This is a genomic window from Streptomyces aureus (assembly GCF_001418135.1).
GTDB classification, from domain to species: domain Bacteria; phylum Actinomycetota; class Actinomycetes; order Streptomycetales; family Streptomycetaceae; genus Streptomyces; species Streptomyces aureus_A.
Map to the genome: position 1 here is coordinate 1 of NZ_LIPQ01000521.1, position 15,398 is coordinate 15,398.

Sequence of the window (15,398 nt, forward strand, 5' to 3'; positions counted from 1 at the left end):
GTGTCCGGGGAACTCCGGGGCGGGGGCCGCGGGGGACGCCCCCGGGACGCGGGCACCCCTTCGGAGGCCCCGGCGTGAGGCCGCGCCGGGCGTGCGGGAGAATGGGGTACGCACTTGAAGCGTGCGGGACAATGGCGTACGCACTGCATCCCAGCGGGGGGACCCCCCGGCAGAACGAGAGCGCGAGGCGTAGATCCCAGTGACCCGGATCGTGATCATCGGCGGCGGACCCGGCGGATACGAGGCGGCCCTGGTGGGCGCCCAACTCGGCGCGGAGGTGACCGTCGTCGACTGCGACGGCCTCGGCGGCGCGTCCGTCCTGACCGACTGCGTCCCCTCCAAGACCCTGATCGCCACCGCCGAGGTGATGACCACCTTCGACTCCTCGTACGAGGAGNNNNACCCGGGCCGGCGCCCGGGTGCTGCGCGGCCGCGGCCGGCTCTCCGGCCGGCAGGCGATGGACGGCTCCCGCCAGGTGATCGTCACGGCCGCCGACGGCACGGAGGAGACGCTGACCGCGGACGCCGTGCTGATCGCGACCGGCGGCCACCCGCGCGAGGTGCCGGACGCCAAGCCGGACGGCGAGCGCATCCTGAACTGGACGCAGGTCTACGACCTCAAGGAGCTCCCGGAGGAGCTCATCGTGGTCGGTTCCGGTGTGACGGGTGCCGAGTTCGCCGGCGCCTACCAGGCCCTCGGCTCCCGGGTCACCCTGGTCTCCTCCCGCGACCGTGTGCTGCCCGGCGAGGACCCGGACGCCGCCGCGGTCCTGGAGGACGTGTTCCGCCGCCGCGGCATGAACGTCATGGCCCGCTCCCGCGCCGAGTCCGCCAAGCGGGTCGGGGACCGGGTCGAGGTCACCCTCGCGGACGGCCGGGTCATCTCCGGCACCCACTGTCTGATGGCGGTCGGCGCGATCCCGAACTCGGCCGGAATGGGTCTGGAGGAGGCGGGGGTCAGGCTGAAGGACTCCGGTCACATCTGGACCGACAAGGTCTCCCGTACGACCGCCCCCGGCGTGTACGCGGCGGGTGACGTGACCGGTGTCTTCGCGCTCGCCTCGGTGGCCGCGATGCAGGGCCGTATCGCGATGTACCACTTCCTCGGCGACGCGGTGGCCCCGCTCAACCTGAAGACGGTCTCGTCGAACGTCTTCACCGACCCGGAGATCGCCACGGTCGGCTACACGCAGGCCGACGTGGACGCGGGCAAGATCGACGCCAAGGTCGTCAAGCTGCCGCTGCTGCGCAACCCGCGCGCGAAGATGCAGGGCATCCGGGACGGCTTCGTGAAGATCTTCTGCCGTCCGGGCACCGGGATCGTGGTCGGCGGCTGTGTCGTCGCGCCGAAGGCGAGCGAACTGATCCATCCCATCTCGATCGCGGTCGACAACAATCTGACGGTCGAACAGATCGCAAATGCTTTCACCGTGTACCCCTCCCTGTCGGGTTCGATCGCGGAAGTGGCACGGCAGTTGCACACCCGGAAGTCCGCGGGCGAGGTCTGACATCCCTCCGGGCGGCCCTCCGGCGCACGGCTCCCGCCTGCGGGAACGGTTCGCCCTCGGACAACCCCCGGCAAGGCGGGGCATAGCCCTGGCACACGACGGATCAACGGCGGGGTCTCCCATACCACTTGGAGGCCCCGTCTGTGTGCATCTTCTGCAATTCGGCGCATAGTGCTGAAAACTATCGGCCGGTCACGTTACTGTCAGTTTCGTGTTCGCTGCAGAACGTCGCCAGTTGATCCTCGAAATGGTGCGAGCCAATGGGGCCGTGTCGCTCCGCGAGCTCGCCCGCGTCGTCCAGACCTCTGAAGTGACCGTACGGAGAGACGTACGGGCACTGGAGGCAGAAGGACTCCTCGACCGCCGGCACGGCGGTGCGGTGTTGCCGGGCGGATTCACGCGAGAATCCGGCTTCCCGCAGAAATCCCATCTCGCGACCGCGGAGAAGACGGCCATCGCCGACGTCGCCGCGAGCCTCGTCGAAGAAGGCGAGGCCATCGTCGTCGGCGCCGGGACGACCACGCAGGAGCTGGCCCGTCGGCTCGCCCGCGTGCCCGGTCTGACCGTGGTCACCAACTCGCTCCTGGTCGCCCAGGCCCTCGCCCACGCCAACCGGGTCGAGGTCGTGATGACCGGCGGCACCCTGCGCGGCTCCAACTACGCCCTGGTGGGCAGCGGCGCCGAGCAGTCGCTCCAGGGACTCCGGGTCTCCCGCGCCTTCCTCTCCGGGAGCGGGCTCACCGCCGAGCGCGGCCTCTCCACGTCCAACATGCTCTCCGCGAGCGTGGACCGGGCGCTGGTCCAGGCGGCGGCCGAGGTCGTGGTCCTCGCCGACCACACCAAACTCGGCTCCGACACCATGTTCCAGACGGTGCCCACGGACGTCATCACCCGCCTGGTGACCGACGAGCCGCCCGCCCACGACGACCGGGCCGCCACCGAGCTCCAGGCCCTCGCCGACCAGGGGGTGCAGATCGCCGTCGCAGGTACGGGCGCCGCGGGTGGCCCCACGGGCGGTGACCAGGTCCCCCCGGGCGCCCGGCCCCGCCGTGACATGCCGCTCCCGGTGCAGCGCGGCCGGATGGCGGCGGGTCAGTTCCGGGGACCGGGCGGAGGGATGGCCGCCGAGACGCTGGAGCGCACGGCGCGGGTCGCGGACATGCGGCGCCGCTGAGCCGGGGGGCCCTCCCCCAGGGGTCCCGCGCTCCACCGCCGAACCTCCCCTGCCCCACGGCAGCTGCCATCTCAGTCCTTGATGCCCCGAAGCGTCAGCGCGAGCAGGCGGTCCGCCAACGTCGCGTCCTCCGGGCACTGTTCCGCCGCCAGCGCGATCGCGTTGGTCAGCTGCATCAGGTCGCCGATCGACACGTCGGCACGCACCTGACCCGCCTCCCTGGCGCGCCCGAGCAGCCGCTCACCCGCCGCGCGCAGCGGCTCGCTGCACTGGGCGAGCGCCGAACTCCGGTCGTACGAGGCGGACATCAGCGCGTGCGCGAGCCCTCGGTACTCACCCGCATGGGTGATCAGCGCCCGCAGCCACTCCACGAGCGCCCGGCACGGTTCCTCGGCCTCGGCCAGCTCTCCCGAGCGGTGCAGGAGCTCCGCGAGGGCCTCCTGGAAGACCGCGCTGAGCAGCTCTGCCCGGGTGGGGAAGTGGCGGTAGAGGGTGCCGATGCCCACGCCCGCGCGACGCGCGATCTCTTCGAGGGGCGCGTCGGCGCCCTGTTCGGCGAAGGTGGCGCGGGCTTCGGTGAGCAGCCGCTCGTGGTTGCGTCGTGCGTCGGCTCGCATGGCTGGTGGATCGCCCTCCCCTCGACGAAGGGCCCGCAGGCGGCTGCCTGCGGGCCCTTCGTACCGTACTCGGTGACCGTGGCCGGTCCCGGTGCCGCCGTATCAGTCCTTGATGTCGCAGATCGCGGCGCCGGAGGTGATCGACGCGCCGACCTCGGCGGTCAGGCCCTTGACGGTGCCGGAGCGGTGCGCGTTGAGCGGCTGCTCCATCTTCATGGCCTCCAGGACGACGATCAGGTCGCCCTCCTTGACCTCCTGGCCCTCCTCGACCGCGATCTTCACGATCGTGCCCTGCATCGGGGAGGCGAGGGTGTCGCCGGAGGCGGCGGGGCCGGACTTCTTGGCCGCGCGGCGCTTCGGCTTCGCACCGGCCGCGAGGCCCGTGCGGGCCAGCGTCATGCCGAGCGAGGACGGCAGCGAGACCTCCAGGCGCTTGCCGCCGACCTCGACCACGATCGTCTCGCGGCCGGACTCGTCCTCGTCGGCGTCGGCGCCGGCCGGGGTGAACGGCTTGATCTCGTTGACGAACTCGGTCTCGATCCACCGGGTGTGGACCCGGAACGGGTCGGACGTGAACGCGGGGTCGACCACGACGGCCTGGTGGAACGGGATGGCCGTGGCCATGCCCTCCACCTTGAACTCGGCGAGCGCACGCGCGGCGCGCTGCAGGGCCTGCTCGCGGGTGGCGCCGGTGACGATCAGCTTGGCCAGGAGCGAGTCCCAGGCCGGGCCGATGACGCTGCCGGACTCCACGCCCGCGTCCAGGCGGACACCGGGGCCGGTCGGCGCGTCGAAGAGGGTGACGGTGCCGGGTGCGGGCAGGAAGCCGCGGCCCGGGTCCTCGCCGTTGATACGGAACTCGAAGGAGTGACCCCTTATGGCCGGGTCGTCGTAGCCCAGCTCCTCGCCGTCGGCGATCCGGAACATCTCCCGGACCAGGTCGATGCCCGCGACCTCCTCGGTCACCGGGTGCTCGACCTGGAGACGGGTGTTGACCTCCAGGAAGGAGATCGTGCCGTCGGTGCCGACGAGGAACTCGACCGTGCCGGCGCCGACGTAGCCGGCCTCCTTCAGGATCGCCTTCGACGCGGCGTACAGCTCGGCGTTCTGCGCCTCGGTGAGGAACGGCGCGGGGGCCTCCTCGACGAGCTTCTGGTGGCGGCGCTGGAGCGAGCAGTCACGGGTGGAGACGACGACCACGTTGCCGTGGGAGTCGGCCAGGCACTGCGTCTCGACGTGACGCGGCTTGTCCAGGTACCGCTCGACGAAGCACTCGCCGCGACCGAAGGCCGCGACGGCCTCGCGGACGGCGGAGTCGTACAGCTCGGGGACTTCTTCCAGCGTCCGGGCGACCTTCAGACCGCGACCGCCGCCGCCGAAGGCGGCCTTGATCGCGATCGGCAGCCCGTGCTCCTTGGCGAACGCGACGACCTCGTCGGCACCGGAGACCGGGTCGGGCGTGCCGGCCACCAGCGGGGCACCGGCGCGCTGCGCGATGTGACGCGCCGCCACCTTGTCGCCCAGGTCGCGGATCGCCTGCGGCGGGGGGCCGATCCAGGTCAGACCGGCATCGAGGACGGCCTGCGCGAACTCCGCGTTCTCGGAGAGGAACCCGTAACCGGGGTGGACCGCGTCCGCGCCGGAGTCCTTCGCGGCCTGCAACACCTTGGCCATGTCCAGATAACTGGTCGCCGGGGTGTCACCGCCCAGAGCGAACGCCTCGTCAGCCGCCCGGACATGCAGGGCATCCCGGTCCGGCTCGGCGTACACGGCCACGCTGCCGATACCCGCGTCCCGGCACGCCCGGGCCACACGGACAGCGATTTCGCCACGGTTGGCGATGAGCACCTTGCGCACGATGGCTCCCTCCTTGAAACAAGCTGAGTTTAGGGACTGCCGACACGGCCTTTCGACCCGTCCCCAGTGGTGAGCTTGCCCACACGGAGCGTGACCCCGGGCCTGCTCGGGTCGTGAATTCCCTTGTCGCACCACGGTACGCAGGGTTCCTTTACGGCACAGTAGCTCCGAGGTGTGGCGCAGGTCTCTGTTCGTGCGGCCAGTGGCCATTCGGGTTTCTTTGTCGAGTCCCTACGAATGGCCCAACGATTCTTTGCCCTGCCGTGCGCCGCCGCCGGTCGTGCCCGCACTCTTGTCCAGGGGTTTACCGGCCAGTAGCCTTCGCGCTGTCGATCGTACTGTCGGTAACAGTCGTATCCAGGGGGTGGCCGAGGTGGCCCGCAGACCGATAGCTCTCGTGACGGCGGCGGTGCTGTTCCTCGAAGCGCCCGGGATCGTCGCGATCAACGCGGTGATGGCACGCTTCGTCAAGATCCAGACGATGTCCCTCGACGGCATGGACCCCGACGCGATGTACACCGGCACCTGGGCGCTCGGCATCGTCTCCGGCGTGGCGCTCGCCCTGTGCGGCCTCGTCGCCCTCGTCACCGGCATCCGCGACCGCCGGCCCGGGCGCGCCGGCCGGGCCCTGCTCATCGGCTGCGCGGTCGTGCACGGCATCCTCGGTGCGGTGACCGTCGGCCTGATCGGCTGGGGCGCGTTCGCCTTCATGATGCTCGTACTCGGCCTGATCGTGCTCACTCTCGTGGCGTACGGCAAGGGGTACGAGAAGGGCGCCGAGCCCCGCGAGGGAGCACCGGCGCCCGCGTAAGGCTCGCGCGACGGCCCGTCAGGCCCAGAGGTCGGTGATCTGCACGCCCAGCTTCCCGAGCAGCGTGCGCAGCAGCGGCAGCGACAGGCCGATCACATTGCCCGGGTCGCCGTCGATGCCGTCGATGAACGGTGCCGAGCGACCGTCCAGGGTGAACGCGCCCGCCACGTGCAGCGGTTCGCCGCTCGCCACGTACGCCGCGATCTCGGCGTCCGTCGGCTCGCCGAAGCGGACCACGGTGGAGGCGGTCGCCGACTCGTAGCGCTTGGCGGCCGTGTCGTACACGCAGTGACCGGTCTGGAGGATGCCGACCCGTCCGCGCATCGCCTGCCAGCGTGCGGTGGCCTCCTCCGCGTCCGCCGGCTTGCCGAGGGCCTGCCCGTCGAGCTCCAGGACCGAGTCGCAGCCGATGACCAGTGCGCCGAACGCCTCGGGGCGGGCGGCGACGTGGGCGGCCTTCGCCTCCGCGAGGGCGAGCGCGAGCTCGGCCGGTGTCGGGGCGTGCGTCTTGTCCTCGTCGACGCCGCTCACGATCACCTCGGGGGTGAGCCCGGCCTGGCGGAGCAGGTTGAGGCGGGCGGGGGAGGCGGAGGCGAGCACGACACGGCGCGGATCAGCAGTCATGGGGGCAGCGTAGCCAGTCGTGGGCTCAGCGGGCGCTGACCACGAACATCGCCACCACCATCGCCAGGGCCAGCAGCACGCCCGCGCGACGGAGCTTCGCCTGCATGTCGCGCATGAACTTCGGCGGCTGATTCTTCGGGTCGGACCACAGCATGCCTCCGATCCTGGGGGCGGGGCGGTCGGGGCGCCTGAGTACGGATACTCAGGCGCCCCGGTGCCGAGGGACTATTCGCGGGCGAACGGGAGATCGCCTGACGGTCAAGCCCGGATGAACACCCCGTCCCGCGCCGCCGCGAGCGCCGCCGTGACCGCCCGTTCCGCCACGTCCGCGGTGACCTCCTCGCGGGTGACCGCGAAGCGGTAGTAGAGCGGCGCGGAGACGGCGCGGAGCAGCTCGGTCGGGTCGGTCCCCGCCGGGATCTCGCCGCGGGCGGCGCCCTTGGCGACGACGGGGGCCCATTCGCCGAGCCGGGTCCGGTAGAAGTCGGCGAGCGCGCGGGCGCAGTCCTCGTCGCAGGCGGCGGCCGCGATGACCGCGCGGAAGACGGCGCCCATCCGCGCGTCGGTGAGGGTGGCGCGGACGAGTTCGGCGTTGGTCCGCAGGTCGCCCGCGAGGCTGCCGGTGTCCGAGGCGGGCAGGGACTGCTCGGCCATGTCGTGGAGGAGGTCGGTGACCAGGCCGACGGGGGAGCCCCAGCGGCGGTAGACGGTGGTCTTGCCGACGCCCGCGGTCGCGGCGATCCGGTCCATGTTCAGCGCGTGGAAGCCGGCGTCGGCGAGCGCGTCCTGGGTGGCGTCGAGGACGGCCCTGCGGACCTTCGCGGTACGGCCGCCGGGGCGCAGGGTGCCGGGCGAGGCCGGCTGGCTCTCAGTCAAATGGGTCTCCTGTTCCATTAACTCCATCGACTCTGCTACGGTACGGGACATCTTAACGGAACCAGTCTCCCATTAAGGGGTCGTACGCATGGTTGCCCTGGATCACCCCAAGCCCGTCGAACAGCCCGCGGCCCCGACCGCCGGGCCGGCGGACGCCCGTATGACCGGACGGATGAGGCTCGTCCTCGTCGTCCTCCTCCTCGCCCAGTTCATGCTCGCCGTCGACTTCTCGATCCTGAACGTCGCACTGCCCGTCATCGGTCAGGGACTCGGCTTCAGCCTCGGCGGCCTCCAGTGGATCGCCACCGCCTTCGCCCTCGCGGCGGCCGGTTTCACCCTGCTCTTCGGGCGCGTCGCCGACCTCGTCGGCCGCCGTCGCCTCTTCCTCGGCGGCATGGCGCTCCTCGGCGTCTCCTCCCTCGTCGGCGGCCTCGCCACCGGCCCCGAGATGCTGATGGCCGCCCGCGTCGCCCAGGGCCTCGCCACCGCCGCCGTCACCCCCGCCGGGCTCTCCCTGCTCACCGCCTCCTTCCCCGAGGGCCCGCTGCGCGCCCGCGCGCTCGGACTCAACGGCGCCCTCATGTCCGCGGGCTTCACCACCGGCGCGATCCTCGGCGGAGTCCTCACCGACCTGCTCTCCTGGCGCTGGGCCTTCCTCGTCAACGTGCCGGTGGCCCTCGCCGTCCTCCTTGTCGCCCCCGCCGTCCTCACCGAGAGCCGCCCGGCCGTCCGCCCCCGCCTCGACGTGCCCGGCGCGATCACCGTCACCGGCGGACTCCTCGCCCTCGTCTACGGCCTGACCGTCAGCGGCGAGCACGGCTGGACCGACCCGACCGCACTCACCGCCCTCGCCGCCGGCGCCGCACTCCTGGTCGCCTTCGTCCTCGTCGAACGCCGGGCCGCCGCCCCCCTCGTACCGCTCCACATCCTCAAGCGCCGCACCGTCGTCTGGGGCAACCTCGCCGGACTCGTCGCCTTCGTCACCGAGACCTCACTGGTCTTCCTGATGACGCTCTACCTCCAGGACGTCCTCGACTTCTCCCCGCTCGCCGCCGGCCTCTCCTTCGGCGTCCTCGGCGCGGGCACCGTCCTCGGCGGGGTGTTCGCCTCCCGCTTCATCGGCCGCTTCGGCGCCCGTACGGCCCTGGTCTCCGGCGGCCTCCTCCAGGCCGTCGCGACCCTCTCCCTGTACGGACTCGGCGAGGGGCCGGGGAGCCTCTGGCTGCTCCTCGCGGCGACCTTCGCCGGCGGCATCGGCAACATGCTCGCGATCGTCGGCTTCATGGTCACCGCCACCTCCGGGATCCCCGACCACGAACAGGGCACGGCGACCGGGCTGGCGACCATGACCCAGCAGATCGGCATCACCATGGGCACCCCGATCATGAGCGCCGTCGTCGTCACCGCGCCCGTGCTCCTCGACGGCATCGGCCTCGCGGTCCTCGTGAACGCGGCGATCGTCGCCGCCGGAGCCGTCCTGGCCGGCCTCTTCCTGCGCCGCACGTGACGGGTGGCGGGACACCACCCGGGCAGAACGTGAGAAGGGCCGGACCCCCACAGGGGGAGTCCGGCCCTTCTCGTCGTTCCGTCGGCTACACCGGCCAGTACGACCGCGCCCAGGCCCGCGGGCCGGGCCGGTGACGTACCGACCGCGCGATCCGGGACGGGTCCGACCAGCCCTCCGGGACCGCCGGGCCGCCGCTCCCGGCGGACGCCGCCGCCGTCGCCGCGGCCCGAGCCTGAACCACCGCCAGTGCGGCGGCCAACTCCTCCGGGGTCGGGTTTCCTCGTACGACCTTGATCATGTCGACTCCTTGAAGGGTCAGGTCCGGGAGGCCTAGAGCGGGATGTTGCCGTGCTTCTTCGGAGGCAGGGATTCCCGCTTGGTGCGCAGCTGACGCAGTCCCTTCACGATCTGCGGGCGGGTGTCCGAGGGCAGGATCACGCCGTCGATGTAGCCGCGCTCGGCCGCCGTGTACGGGTTGAGCAGCGTGTCCTCGTACTCCTGGATCAGGCGTGCCCGCTCGGCGTCCTGGTCCGCCGCCTCGGCGATGGTGCGTCGGTGCAGGATGTTCACCGCGCCCTGTGCGCCCATGACCGCGATCTGCGCCGTCGGCCACGCCAGGTTCAGGTCCGCGCCCAGGTGCTTGGAGCCCATGACGTCGTACGCGCCACCGAAGGCCTTCCGCGTGATGACCGTGATCAGCGGGACCGTGGCCTCCGCGTACGCGTAGATCAGCTTCGCGCCGCGCCGGATGATGCCGCCGTACTCCTGGTCCACGCCCGGCAGGAAGCCCGGCACGTCCACGAAGGTCAGGACCGGGATGTTGAACGCGTCGCAGGTGCGGACGAACCGCGCGGCCTTCTCGGACGCGTCGATGTCCAGGCAGCCCGCGAACTGCATCGGCTGGTTGGCGACCACACCGACCGGGAAGCCCTCCACCCGGCCGAAACCGGTCACGATGTTCGGCGCGAACAGCGCCTGCGTCTCCAGGAACTCACCGTCGTCCAGGACGTGCTCGATGACCCGGTGCATGTCGTACGGCTGGTTCGCCGAGTCCGGGATCAGCGTGTCCAGCTCGCGGTCCTCGTCCGACACCTCGGTGTCCGCGACCTCCGGGAAGGCCGGCGCCTCCGAGAGGTTGTTCGACGGAAGGTAGGACAGCAGCGACTTCACGTACTCGATGGCGTCCTTCTCGTCCCCCGCCATGTGGTGCGCCACGCCCGAGGTCGCGTTGTGCGTCCGTGCGCCGCCCAGCTCCTCGAAACCGACGTCCTCGCCGGTCACCGTCTTGATGACGTCGGGACCCGTGATGAACATGTGCGAGGTCTGGTCCACCATCACCGTGAAGTCGGTGATCGCCGGGGAGTACACCGCGCCGCCCGCGCACGGGCCGACGACCAGGGAGATCTGCGGGATCACCCCGGAGGCGTGGGTGTTGCGGCGGAAGATCTCGCCGTACATGCCGAGCGCGCTCACACCCTCCTGGATGCGGGCGCCGCCGGAGTCGTTGATGCCGATGACGGGGCAGCCCGTCTTCAGCGCGAAGTCCATCACCTTGATGATCTTCTGGCCGTACGTCTCGCCGAGCGCACCGCCGAAGACCGTGAAGTCCTGCGAGAACACGGCGACCGGACGCCCGTCGACCGTGCCGTAGCCGGTGACGACACCGTCTCCGTACGGACGGTTCTTCTCCAGGCCGAAGTTGGTCGACCGGTGCCGGGCCAGCTCGTCCAGCTCCACGAAGGAGCCCTCGTCGAGAAGCAGCGCGATCCGTTCGCGCGCGGTCAGCTTGCCCTTCGCGTGCTGCTTCTCCACCGCACGCTCCGAGCCGGCATGAGTGGCCTCGTCGATACGGCGCTTGAGGTCCGCGATCTTGCCTGCGGTCGTGTGAATGTCAATCTCGTACTGCTCTGCCGGCTCGGACATCGGGATGCGGCTCCCTGCCTGGTCACGGGGGGTTCGTTGACTACGAATGGGCTACTGCTCAGCTACTGAGCCGTAGCGTATCGACGCCGATACGGTTCGGCACTGCGGTCTTTGCCACACCTAGTCTGGCTTGCATGACGTCCTCCCAAGGCTCCGGCGGACCCTGGTCCGACCTCGACCGGCCCCCACTGAACGCCCCCGCACTGCGCCGCGCCCTCGTCCTTCCCGACGGCCTGTGGACCTCGCTCGACGTGGTCACGAGCACCGGATCCACCAACAGCGACCTCACCGCCCGCGCCGACGAGCTGCCCGAGGGCGCCGTGCTCGTCGCCGAGGAGCAGACCTCCGGCCGCGGCCGCCTCGACCGCAGCTGGACGGCGCCCGCCCGCTCCGGGCTCTTCCTCTCCGTCCTCCTCAAGCCGCAGGTGCCGGTCCACCGCTGGGGCTGGCTCCCGCTGCTCACCGGCGTCGCCGCGGCGACCGGCCTCGCGAAGTCCGCCGGGGTCGACATGTCCCTCAAATGGCCCAACGACCTCCTGGTTTCCGTCGGAGGCGAGGAGCGCAAGACCGGCGGCATCCTCGCCGAACGGGCCGGCGCGGACGGCATCGTCGTCGGACTCGGCATCAACGTCACCCTGCGTGAGGACGAACTCCCCGTCCCGGCAGCCGGTTCGCTGCTCCTCGCGGGCGCGGTGTCCACCGACCGCGACACGCTCCTGCGGGCCGTCCTGCGCTCCCTCGCCGAGTGGTACGACGTCTGGGCACGCGCCGACGGCGACCCCGCCGAATCCGGCCTCCAGGCGGCCTACGCGGCCGGCTGCGCGACCCTCGGCCGACGCGTCAGGGCCGAGCTGCCCGGAGAGCGGATGCTGGAGGGCGAAGCGGTGGCCCTCGACGGCGACGGCCGCCTGGTGGTCGCCACCGAGGGCGGCGGCACCGAAGCGGTGGGCGCGGGCGACATCGTCCACCTGCGGTCGGGCACCTGACCTCCCCCGGTGTGGGCAATCGTTCCGCCACGGGGGTCCCCCTGGACGTAGTCCTCGGGGGAGGAACGGGTGGGCACATCCCACACACGCGCGCGGCGCCCTCCAGTCCGTCCACCCTGAGGGCCCGCGTGCCCAAGGGGTCCCGCACGACAGGAGGGCCCGCACGACAGACCCCGGGAACACAGGCGGCAGCCGTTAAGGCGTGAGCCAAGCCACAGCTGTCGTATCGTGGACCGCGATCCAGGGCGACAGATCGGCAGGGCAAGTGGGCAGGGAACGGGCAGGAGGCGGCCGGTGACCGTCGACGACGAGAACGAGGGCGGCGCGCCCGAGCCTCCCGCGTACCCCACCCCCCATCACGAGGTCGACCACACGGCCGAGCCGAGCGACGATCCGCTCGCCATCCGCCTCGAACAGCTCATCCTCGGCGCGGACCGTCGCTACACCCCGTTCCAGGCCGCCCGCACGGCCGGCGTCTCCATGGAGCTCGCCTCCCGCTTCTGGCGCGCCATGGGCTTCGCCGACATCGGCCAGGCCAAGGCGCTCACCGAGGCCGACGTCCTCGCGCTGCGCAGGCTGGCCGGTCTCGTCGAGGCCGGGCTGCTCAGCGAACCGATGGCCGTGCAGGTCGCCCGTTCCACCGGACAGACCACGGCGCGGCTCGCCGAGTGGCAGATCGACTCCTTCCTGGAGGGTCTCACCGAGCCGCCCGAGCCCGGCATGACCCGCACCGAGGTCACGTATCCGCTGGTCGAGCTGCTCCTGCCCGAGCTGGAGGAGTTCCTCATCTACGTCTGGCGGCGGCAGCTCGCCGCCGCGACCGGCCGGGTGCTCGTCCAGGCCGCCGACGACGAGGAGATGGTCGACCGGCGGCTCGCGGTCGGCTTCGCGGACCTGGTCGGCTTCACCCGGCTGACCCGCCGCCTGGAGGAGGAGGAGCTCGGCGAGCTGGTCGAGGCCTTCGAGACGACCTGCGCCGACCTGGTCGCCGCGCACGGCGGCCGGCTCATCAAGACCCTCGGCGACGAAGTCCTGTACGCGGCGGACGACCCCGGTACGGCCGCCGAGATCGCGCTGCGCCTGATCGAGACCCTCAGCCACGACGAGACGATGCCCGCCCTGCGCGTCGGCATCGCCTTCGGCACGGTGACGACCCGGATGGGCGACGTCTTCGGCACGACCGTGAACCTGGCGAGCAGGCTCACCTCGATAGCGCCGAAGGACGCCGTCCTCGTCGACGGCGCCCTCGCGGCGGAGCTGTCCCGGACGGGTGAGGCGCCCGTCTCGGAGACGGAGGCCGCCGAGCAGGCCGCCCGCGCGGAGAAGGAGGGCCGCCAGGCCGCCACGTACCGCTTCGCGCTCCAGCCGATGTGGCAGCGGCCCGTCCGCGGCCTCGGCGTCGTCGAACCCTGGCTCCTGACCCGCCGCCCGACCTAGGATCTCCCGTGAACGCCTGTTAACAGCCGTTAACGGGCCCTGGATCGGGAGGGTGCGGTCATGTCCGAGCAGCGCTTCGGTGAGTTCGTGGTGGTCCGGAAGGACGGGAACGGGCACGTCGCCGAGCTGGTCCTCGACCGGCCCAAGGCGATGAACGCCGTCTCCTCCGAGATGGCCCGCTCCCTCGGCGCCGCCTGCGACGCGCTCGCCGCCGACCCCTCGGTCCGCGTCACCGTCCTGACCTCCTCGAACGACCGCGCCTTCTGTGTCGGCGCCGACCTCAAGGAGCGCAACTCCTTCACCGACGCCGAGCTGGTCCGCCAGCGGCCGACCGCCCGCGCCGCCTACACCGGCGTCCTGGAGCTGCCCATGCCGACCGTCGCCGCCGTGCACGGCTTCGCCCTCGGCGGCGGCTTCGAGCTGGCGCTCGCCTGCGACGTGATCGTGGCCGACGCGACCGCCGTGGTCGGTCTCCCCGAGGTGTCCGTGGGCGTCATCCCGGGCGGCGGCGGTACGCAGCTGCTGCCGCGCCGGGTGGGCGCGGCGCGCGCCGCCGAGCTGGTCTTCACGGCCCGCCGGGTGGAGGCGGCGGAGGCCCGCGAGCTGGGCCTGGTCGACCTCCTGGAGGAGGACGCGCGGACGGCGGCCCTGGAGCTGGCCGGCCGGATCGCGGCGAACTCGCCGGTCGGCCTGCGGGCCGCGAAGAGGGCCATGCGGCTGGGTCAGGGCCTGGACCTGCGGGCGGGCCTTGAGGTCGAGGACGCGGCCTGGCGTTCGGTGGCGTTCTCGGGGGACCGCGCGGAGGGCGTGGCGGCCTTCAACGAGAAGCGGAAGCCGAACTGGCCGGGTGAGTAAGTTTTACCGTTTTGCACCAAATGTCACTTACGGTGACGTCTCGGAGGGGAAAACGGATCAAACCTACCTAAGCTGGAGGAATGGGTGAGGACGGACGGCTGCGGGCCGTAGTGGCGCTGGCGCAGGGGATGGCGGCGGCGCACACTCCACGCGAGTTCTGGCGGGCGGCGGCGCTCGGGTCCTGTGACGGGCTCGACGGCACCTTCGCCGCCCTCTCCGTCTGGCAGCGGGACCACGGACGCCTCAAGGTCCTGGTGAACGCCGGGGAGCGGGCCCTGGGTGAGGAGGAGTTCCCGGACTCGGAGACGTATCCGGTGCACCAGTTTCCCGAGATCACCGAGTTCCTGCACGAGCAGTGGGCGGGCGGCGGCGAGCCGGACGCCTGGGTGGAGACCGCCGACGACCCGGTCCCGACGGGCCGGGTGGCCGGCCTGCGGCGGCGGGGGCGCGGCTGCTGCGTGGTCGCCCCGATCGTGCTGCACGGGCGGGCGTGGGGCGAGCTGTATGTGGCCCGCCCACCCCAGGAGAAACCTTTCACCCGCGCGGACGCCGACTTCGCCACCGTGCTCGCGGCGGTGGTCGCGGCGGGCATCGCCCAGGCCGAACGCCTGGAGGAGGTCCGCAAGCTCGCCTTCACCGACCCCCTGACGGGACTGGCCAACAGGCGGGCCGTCGACACCCGCCTGGACGAGGCCATCGAGCGTTACCGGGCGGACGGCTCCGTGGTCAGCCTGCTGGTCTGCGACCTGAACGGCCTTAAGCGGGTCAACGACACCCACGGCCACGCGGTCGGCGACCGGCTCCTCGAACGCTTCGGTTCCGTCCTCTCACGCTGCGGCGCCATGCTCCCCGGCGCCCTCGCGGCCCGCCTCGGCGGCGACGAGTTCTGCCTCCTGACGGTCGGCCCGACGGCGGACGAGGTGGTGGCGGTCGCCGAGGAACTCTGCGTACGGGCGGCGGAACTGGAACTCGGCGAGGGCGTGGCCTGCGGGGTGGCGTCCACCGGCGACCCGATCGGCCCGCTCAGGTCGGCCCGCCGCCTCTTCCGCCTCGCGGACGCGGCCCAGTACCAGGCCAAGGCGGCCCGCTCGGCGAAGCCGGTGGTGGCGGGCCGCGACGGCACGGTCGTCCGCCTGGCCGACGCCCCGCCGGGAGCCCGAGACCGGCGGAGGTTCAGGGACGCGCCACCGGTGGGGCCCCTACCGGCGCCGGAACCGCCGGCG

The 15,398-nt window shown here is 71.9% G+C and carries 15 protein-coding genes and 1 pseudogene; 9 read left to right on the forward strand and 7 right to left on the reverse strand.

The features are described from left to right. Nucleotides 1–199: 199 nt before the first annotated feature. The 3 genes and pseudogenes from AOK00_RS40920 to AOK00_RS32965 form a co-directional block, all read left to right on the forward strand. Nucleotides 200–397 (forward strand): FAD-dependent oxidoreductase (locus AOK00_RS40920; RefSeq protein ID WP_254047593.1); only part of this gene is annotated, 198 nt, incomplete at its 3' end. A 4-nt stretch (nt 398–401) separates the two neighbouring features. After that, nucleotides 402–1,508: pseudogene (locus AOK00_RS32960) on the forward strand (NAD(P)H-quinone dehydrogenase); the annotation flags it as partial. A 247-nt stretch (nt 1,509–1,755) separates the two neighbouring features. Further along, on the forward strand, nt 1,756–2,682 hold the full coding sequence (locus tag AOK00_RS32965; RefSeq protein WP_055603827.1) for a DeoR/GlpR family DNA-binding transcription regulator: 927 nt from the start codon (nt 1,756–1,758) through the stop codon (nt 2,680–2,682). Between the two features lie 71 nt (nt 2,683–2,753). Here AOK00_RS32965 and AOK00_RS32970 read toward each other — a convergent pair whose 3' ends face one another. Together AOK00_RS32970 and AOK00_RS32975 are read right to left on the reverse strand one after the other, a co-directional pair. Further along, a complete protein-coding gene (locus AOK00_RS32970) occupies nt 2,754–3,299 on the reverse strand; it encodes a TetR/AcrR family transcriptional regulator (protein WP_055603828.1) in 546 nt (181 codons plus the stop codon). A 102-nt stretch (nt 3,300–3,401) separates the two neighbouring features. After that, entirely contained in the window at nt 3,402–5,156 is a 1,755-nt protein-coding gene (locus tag AOK00_RS32975) for an acetyl/propionyl/methylcrotonyl-CoA carboxylase subunit alpha (protein WP_055603829.1), read from the reverse strand. A 373-nt stretch (nt 5,157–5,529) separates the two neighbouring features. On the opposite strand from AOK00_RS32975, the gene AOK00_RS32980 reads away from it, so the two are divergent. After that, nucleotides 5,530–5,967, forward strand: a complete 438-nt coding sequence (locus AOK00_RS32980) for a hypothetical protein (RefSeq protein ID WP_055603839.1) — start codon at nt 5,530–5,532, stop codon at nt 5,965–5,967. Between the two features lie 18 nt (nt 5,968–5,985). On the opposite strand, the gene AOK00_RS32985 is transcribed toward AOK00_RS32980, so the two are convergent. From AOK00_RS32985 to AOK00_RS32990, 3 genes are all read right to left on the reverse strand, one after another. Further along, nucleotides 5,986–6,591, reverse strand: a complete 606-nt coding sequence (locus tag AOK00_RS32985) for a nucleoside triphosphate pyrophosphatase (RefSeq protein ID WP_055603830.1) — start codon at nt 6,589–6,591, stop codon at nt 5,986–5,988. 25 nt (nt 6,592–6,616) lie between these two features. Next, entirely contained in the window at nt 6,617–6,745 is a 129-nt protein-coding gene (gene mmpB / locus AOK00_RS41220) for a morphogenic membrane protein MmpB (protein ID WP_266968684.1), read from the reverse strand. Nucleotides 6,746–6,849: 104 nt separating this feature from the next. Further along, on the reverse strand, nt 6,850–7,485 hold the full coding sequence (locus AOK00_RS32990) for a TetR/AcrR family transcriptional regulator (RefSeq protein ID WP_055603831.1): 636 nt from the start codon (nt 7,483–7,485) through the stop codon (nt 6,850–6,852). Nucleotides 7,486–7,555: 70 nt separating this feature from the next. On the opposite strand from AOK00_RS32990, the gene AOK00_RS32995 reads away from it, so the two are divergent. Further along, nucleotides 7,556–8,974, forward strand: a complete 1,419-nt coding sequence (locus AOK00_RS32995) for an MFS transporter (RefSeq protein WP_055603832.1) — start codon at nt 7,556–7,558, stop codon at nt 8,972–8,974. 85 nt (nt 8,975–9,059) lie between these two features. Here the strand turns inward: AOK00_RS32995 and AOK00_RS33000 are convergent, their stop codons facing one another. After that, nucleotides 9,060–9,272, reverse strand: a complete 213-nt coding sequence (locus AOK00_RS33000) for an acyl-CoA carboxylase epsilon subunit (protein WP_055603833.1) — start codon at nt 9,270–9,272, stop codon at nt 9,060–9,062. 32 nt (nt 9,273–9,304) lie between these two features. Then, a complete protein-coding gene (locus AOK00_RS33005; protein WP_055603834.1) occupies nt 9,305–10,897 on the reverse strand; it encodes an acyl-CoA carboxylase subunit beta in 1,593 nt (530 codons plus the stop codon). Nucleotides 10,898–11,031: 134 nt separating this feature from the next. Here AOK00_RS33005 and AOK00_RS33010 point away from each other — a divergent pair, with 134 nt between their 5' ends. The 4 genes from AOK00_RS33010 to AOK00_RS33025 form a co-directional block, all read left to right on the forward strand. Next, nucleotides 11,032–11,883, forward strand: a complete 852-nt coding sequence (locus AOK00_RS33010) for a biotin--[acetyl-CoA-carboxylase] ligase (protein WP_055603835.1) — start codon at nt 11,032–11,034, stop codon at nt 11,881–11,883. 294 nt (nt 11,884–12,177) lie between these two features. Next, on the forward strand, nt 12,178–13,320 hold the full coding sequence (locus AOK00_RS33015) for an adenylate/guanylate cyclase domain-containing protein (protein ID WP_055603836.1): 1,143 nt from the start codon (nt 12,178–12,180) through the stop codon (nt 13,318–13,320). Nucleotides 13,321–13,380: 60 nt separating this feature from the next. After that, nucleotides 13,381–14,175 (forward strand): enoyl-CoA hydratase/isomerase family protein, encoded by a 795-nt coding sequence (locus AOK00_RS33020; protein ID WP_055603837.1) that lies wholly within the window; start codon nt 13,381–13,383, stop codon nt 14,173–14,175. Between the two features lie 80 nt (nt 14,176–14,255). Further along, the coding region (locus AOK00_RS33025) for a GGDEF domain-containing protein (RefSeq protein ID WP_055603838.1) at nt 14,256–15,398 on the forward strand (1,143 nt) is incomplete at its 3' end.

What these genes read in the sequence shown, in the direction of transcription:
- AOK00_RS32965 (WP_055603827.1), top strand. Translation starts at nt 1,756, where the DNA reads ATGGTGCGAGCCAATGGGGCCGTGTCGCTCCGCGAGCTCGCCCGCGTC.
- AOK00_RS32970 (WP_055603828.1), bottom strand. Translation starts at nt 3,299, where the DNA reads ATGCGAGCCGACGCACGACGCAACCACGAGCGGCTGCTCACCGAAGCC.
- AOK00_RS32985 (WP_055603830.1), bottom strand. Translation starts at nt 6,591, where the DNA reads ATGACTGCTGATCCGCGCCGTGTCGTGCTCGCCTCCGCCTCCCCCGCC.
- mmpB (WP_266968684.1), bottom strand. Translation starts at nt 6,745, where the DNA reads ATGCTGTGGTCCGACCCGAAGAATCAGCCGCCGAAGTTCATGCGCGAC.
- AOK00_RS32990 (WP_055603831.1), bottom strand. Translation starts at nt 7,485, where the DNA reads ATGGAACAGGAGACCCATTTGACTGAGAGCCAGCCGGCCTCGCCCGGC.
- AOK00_RS32995 (WP_055603832.1), top strand. Translation starts at nt 7,556, where the DNA reads ATGGTTGCCCTGGATCACCCCAAGCCCGTCGAACAGCCCGCGGCCCCG.
- AOK00_RS33000 (WP_055603833.1), bottom strand. Translation starts at nt 9,272, where the DNA reads ATGATCAAGGTCGTACGAGGAAACCCGACCCCGGAGGAGTTGGCCGCC.
- AOK00_RS33005 (WP_055603834.1), bottom strand. Translation starts at nt 10,897, where the DNA reads ATGTCCGAGCCGGCAGAGCAGTACGAGATTGACATTCACACGACCGCA.
- AOK00_RS33010 (WP_055603835.1), top strand. Translation starts at nt 11,032, where the DNA reads ATGACGTCCTCCCAAGGCTCCGGCGGACCCTGGTCCGACCTCGACCGG.
- AOK00_RS33020 (WP_055603837.1), top strand. Translation starts at nt 13,381, where the DNA reads ATGTCCGAGCAGCGCTTCGGTGAGTTCGTGGTGGTCCGGAAGGACGGG.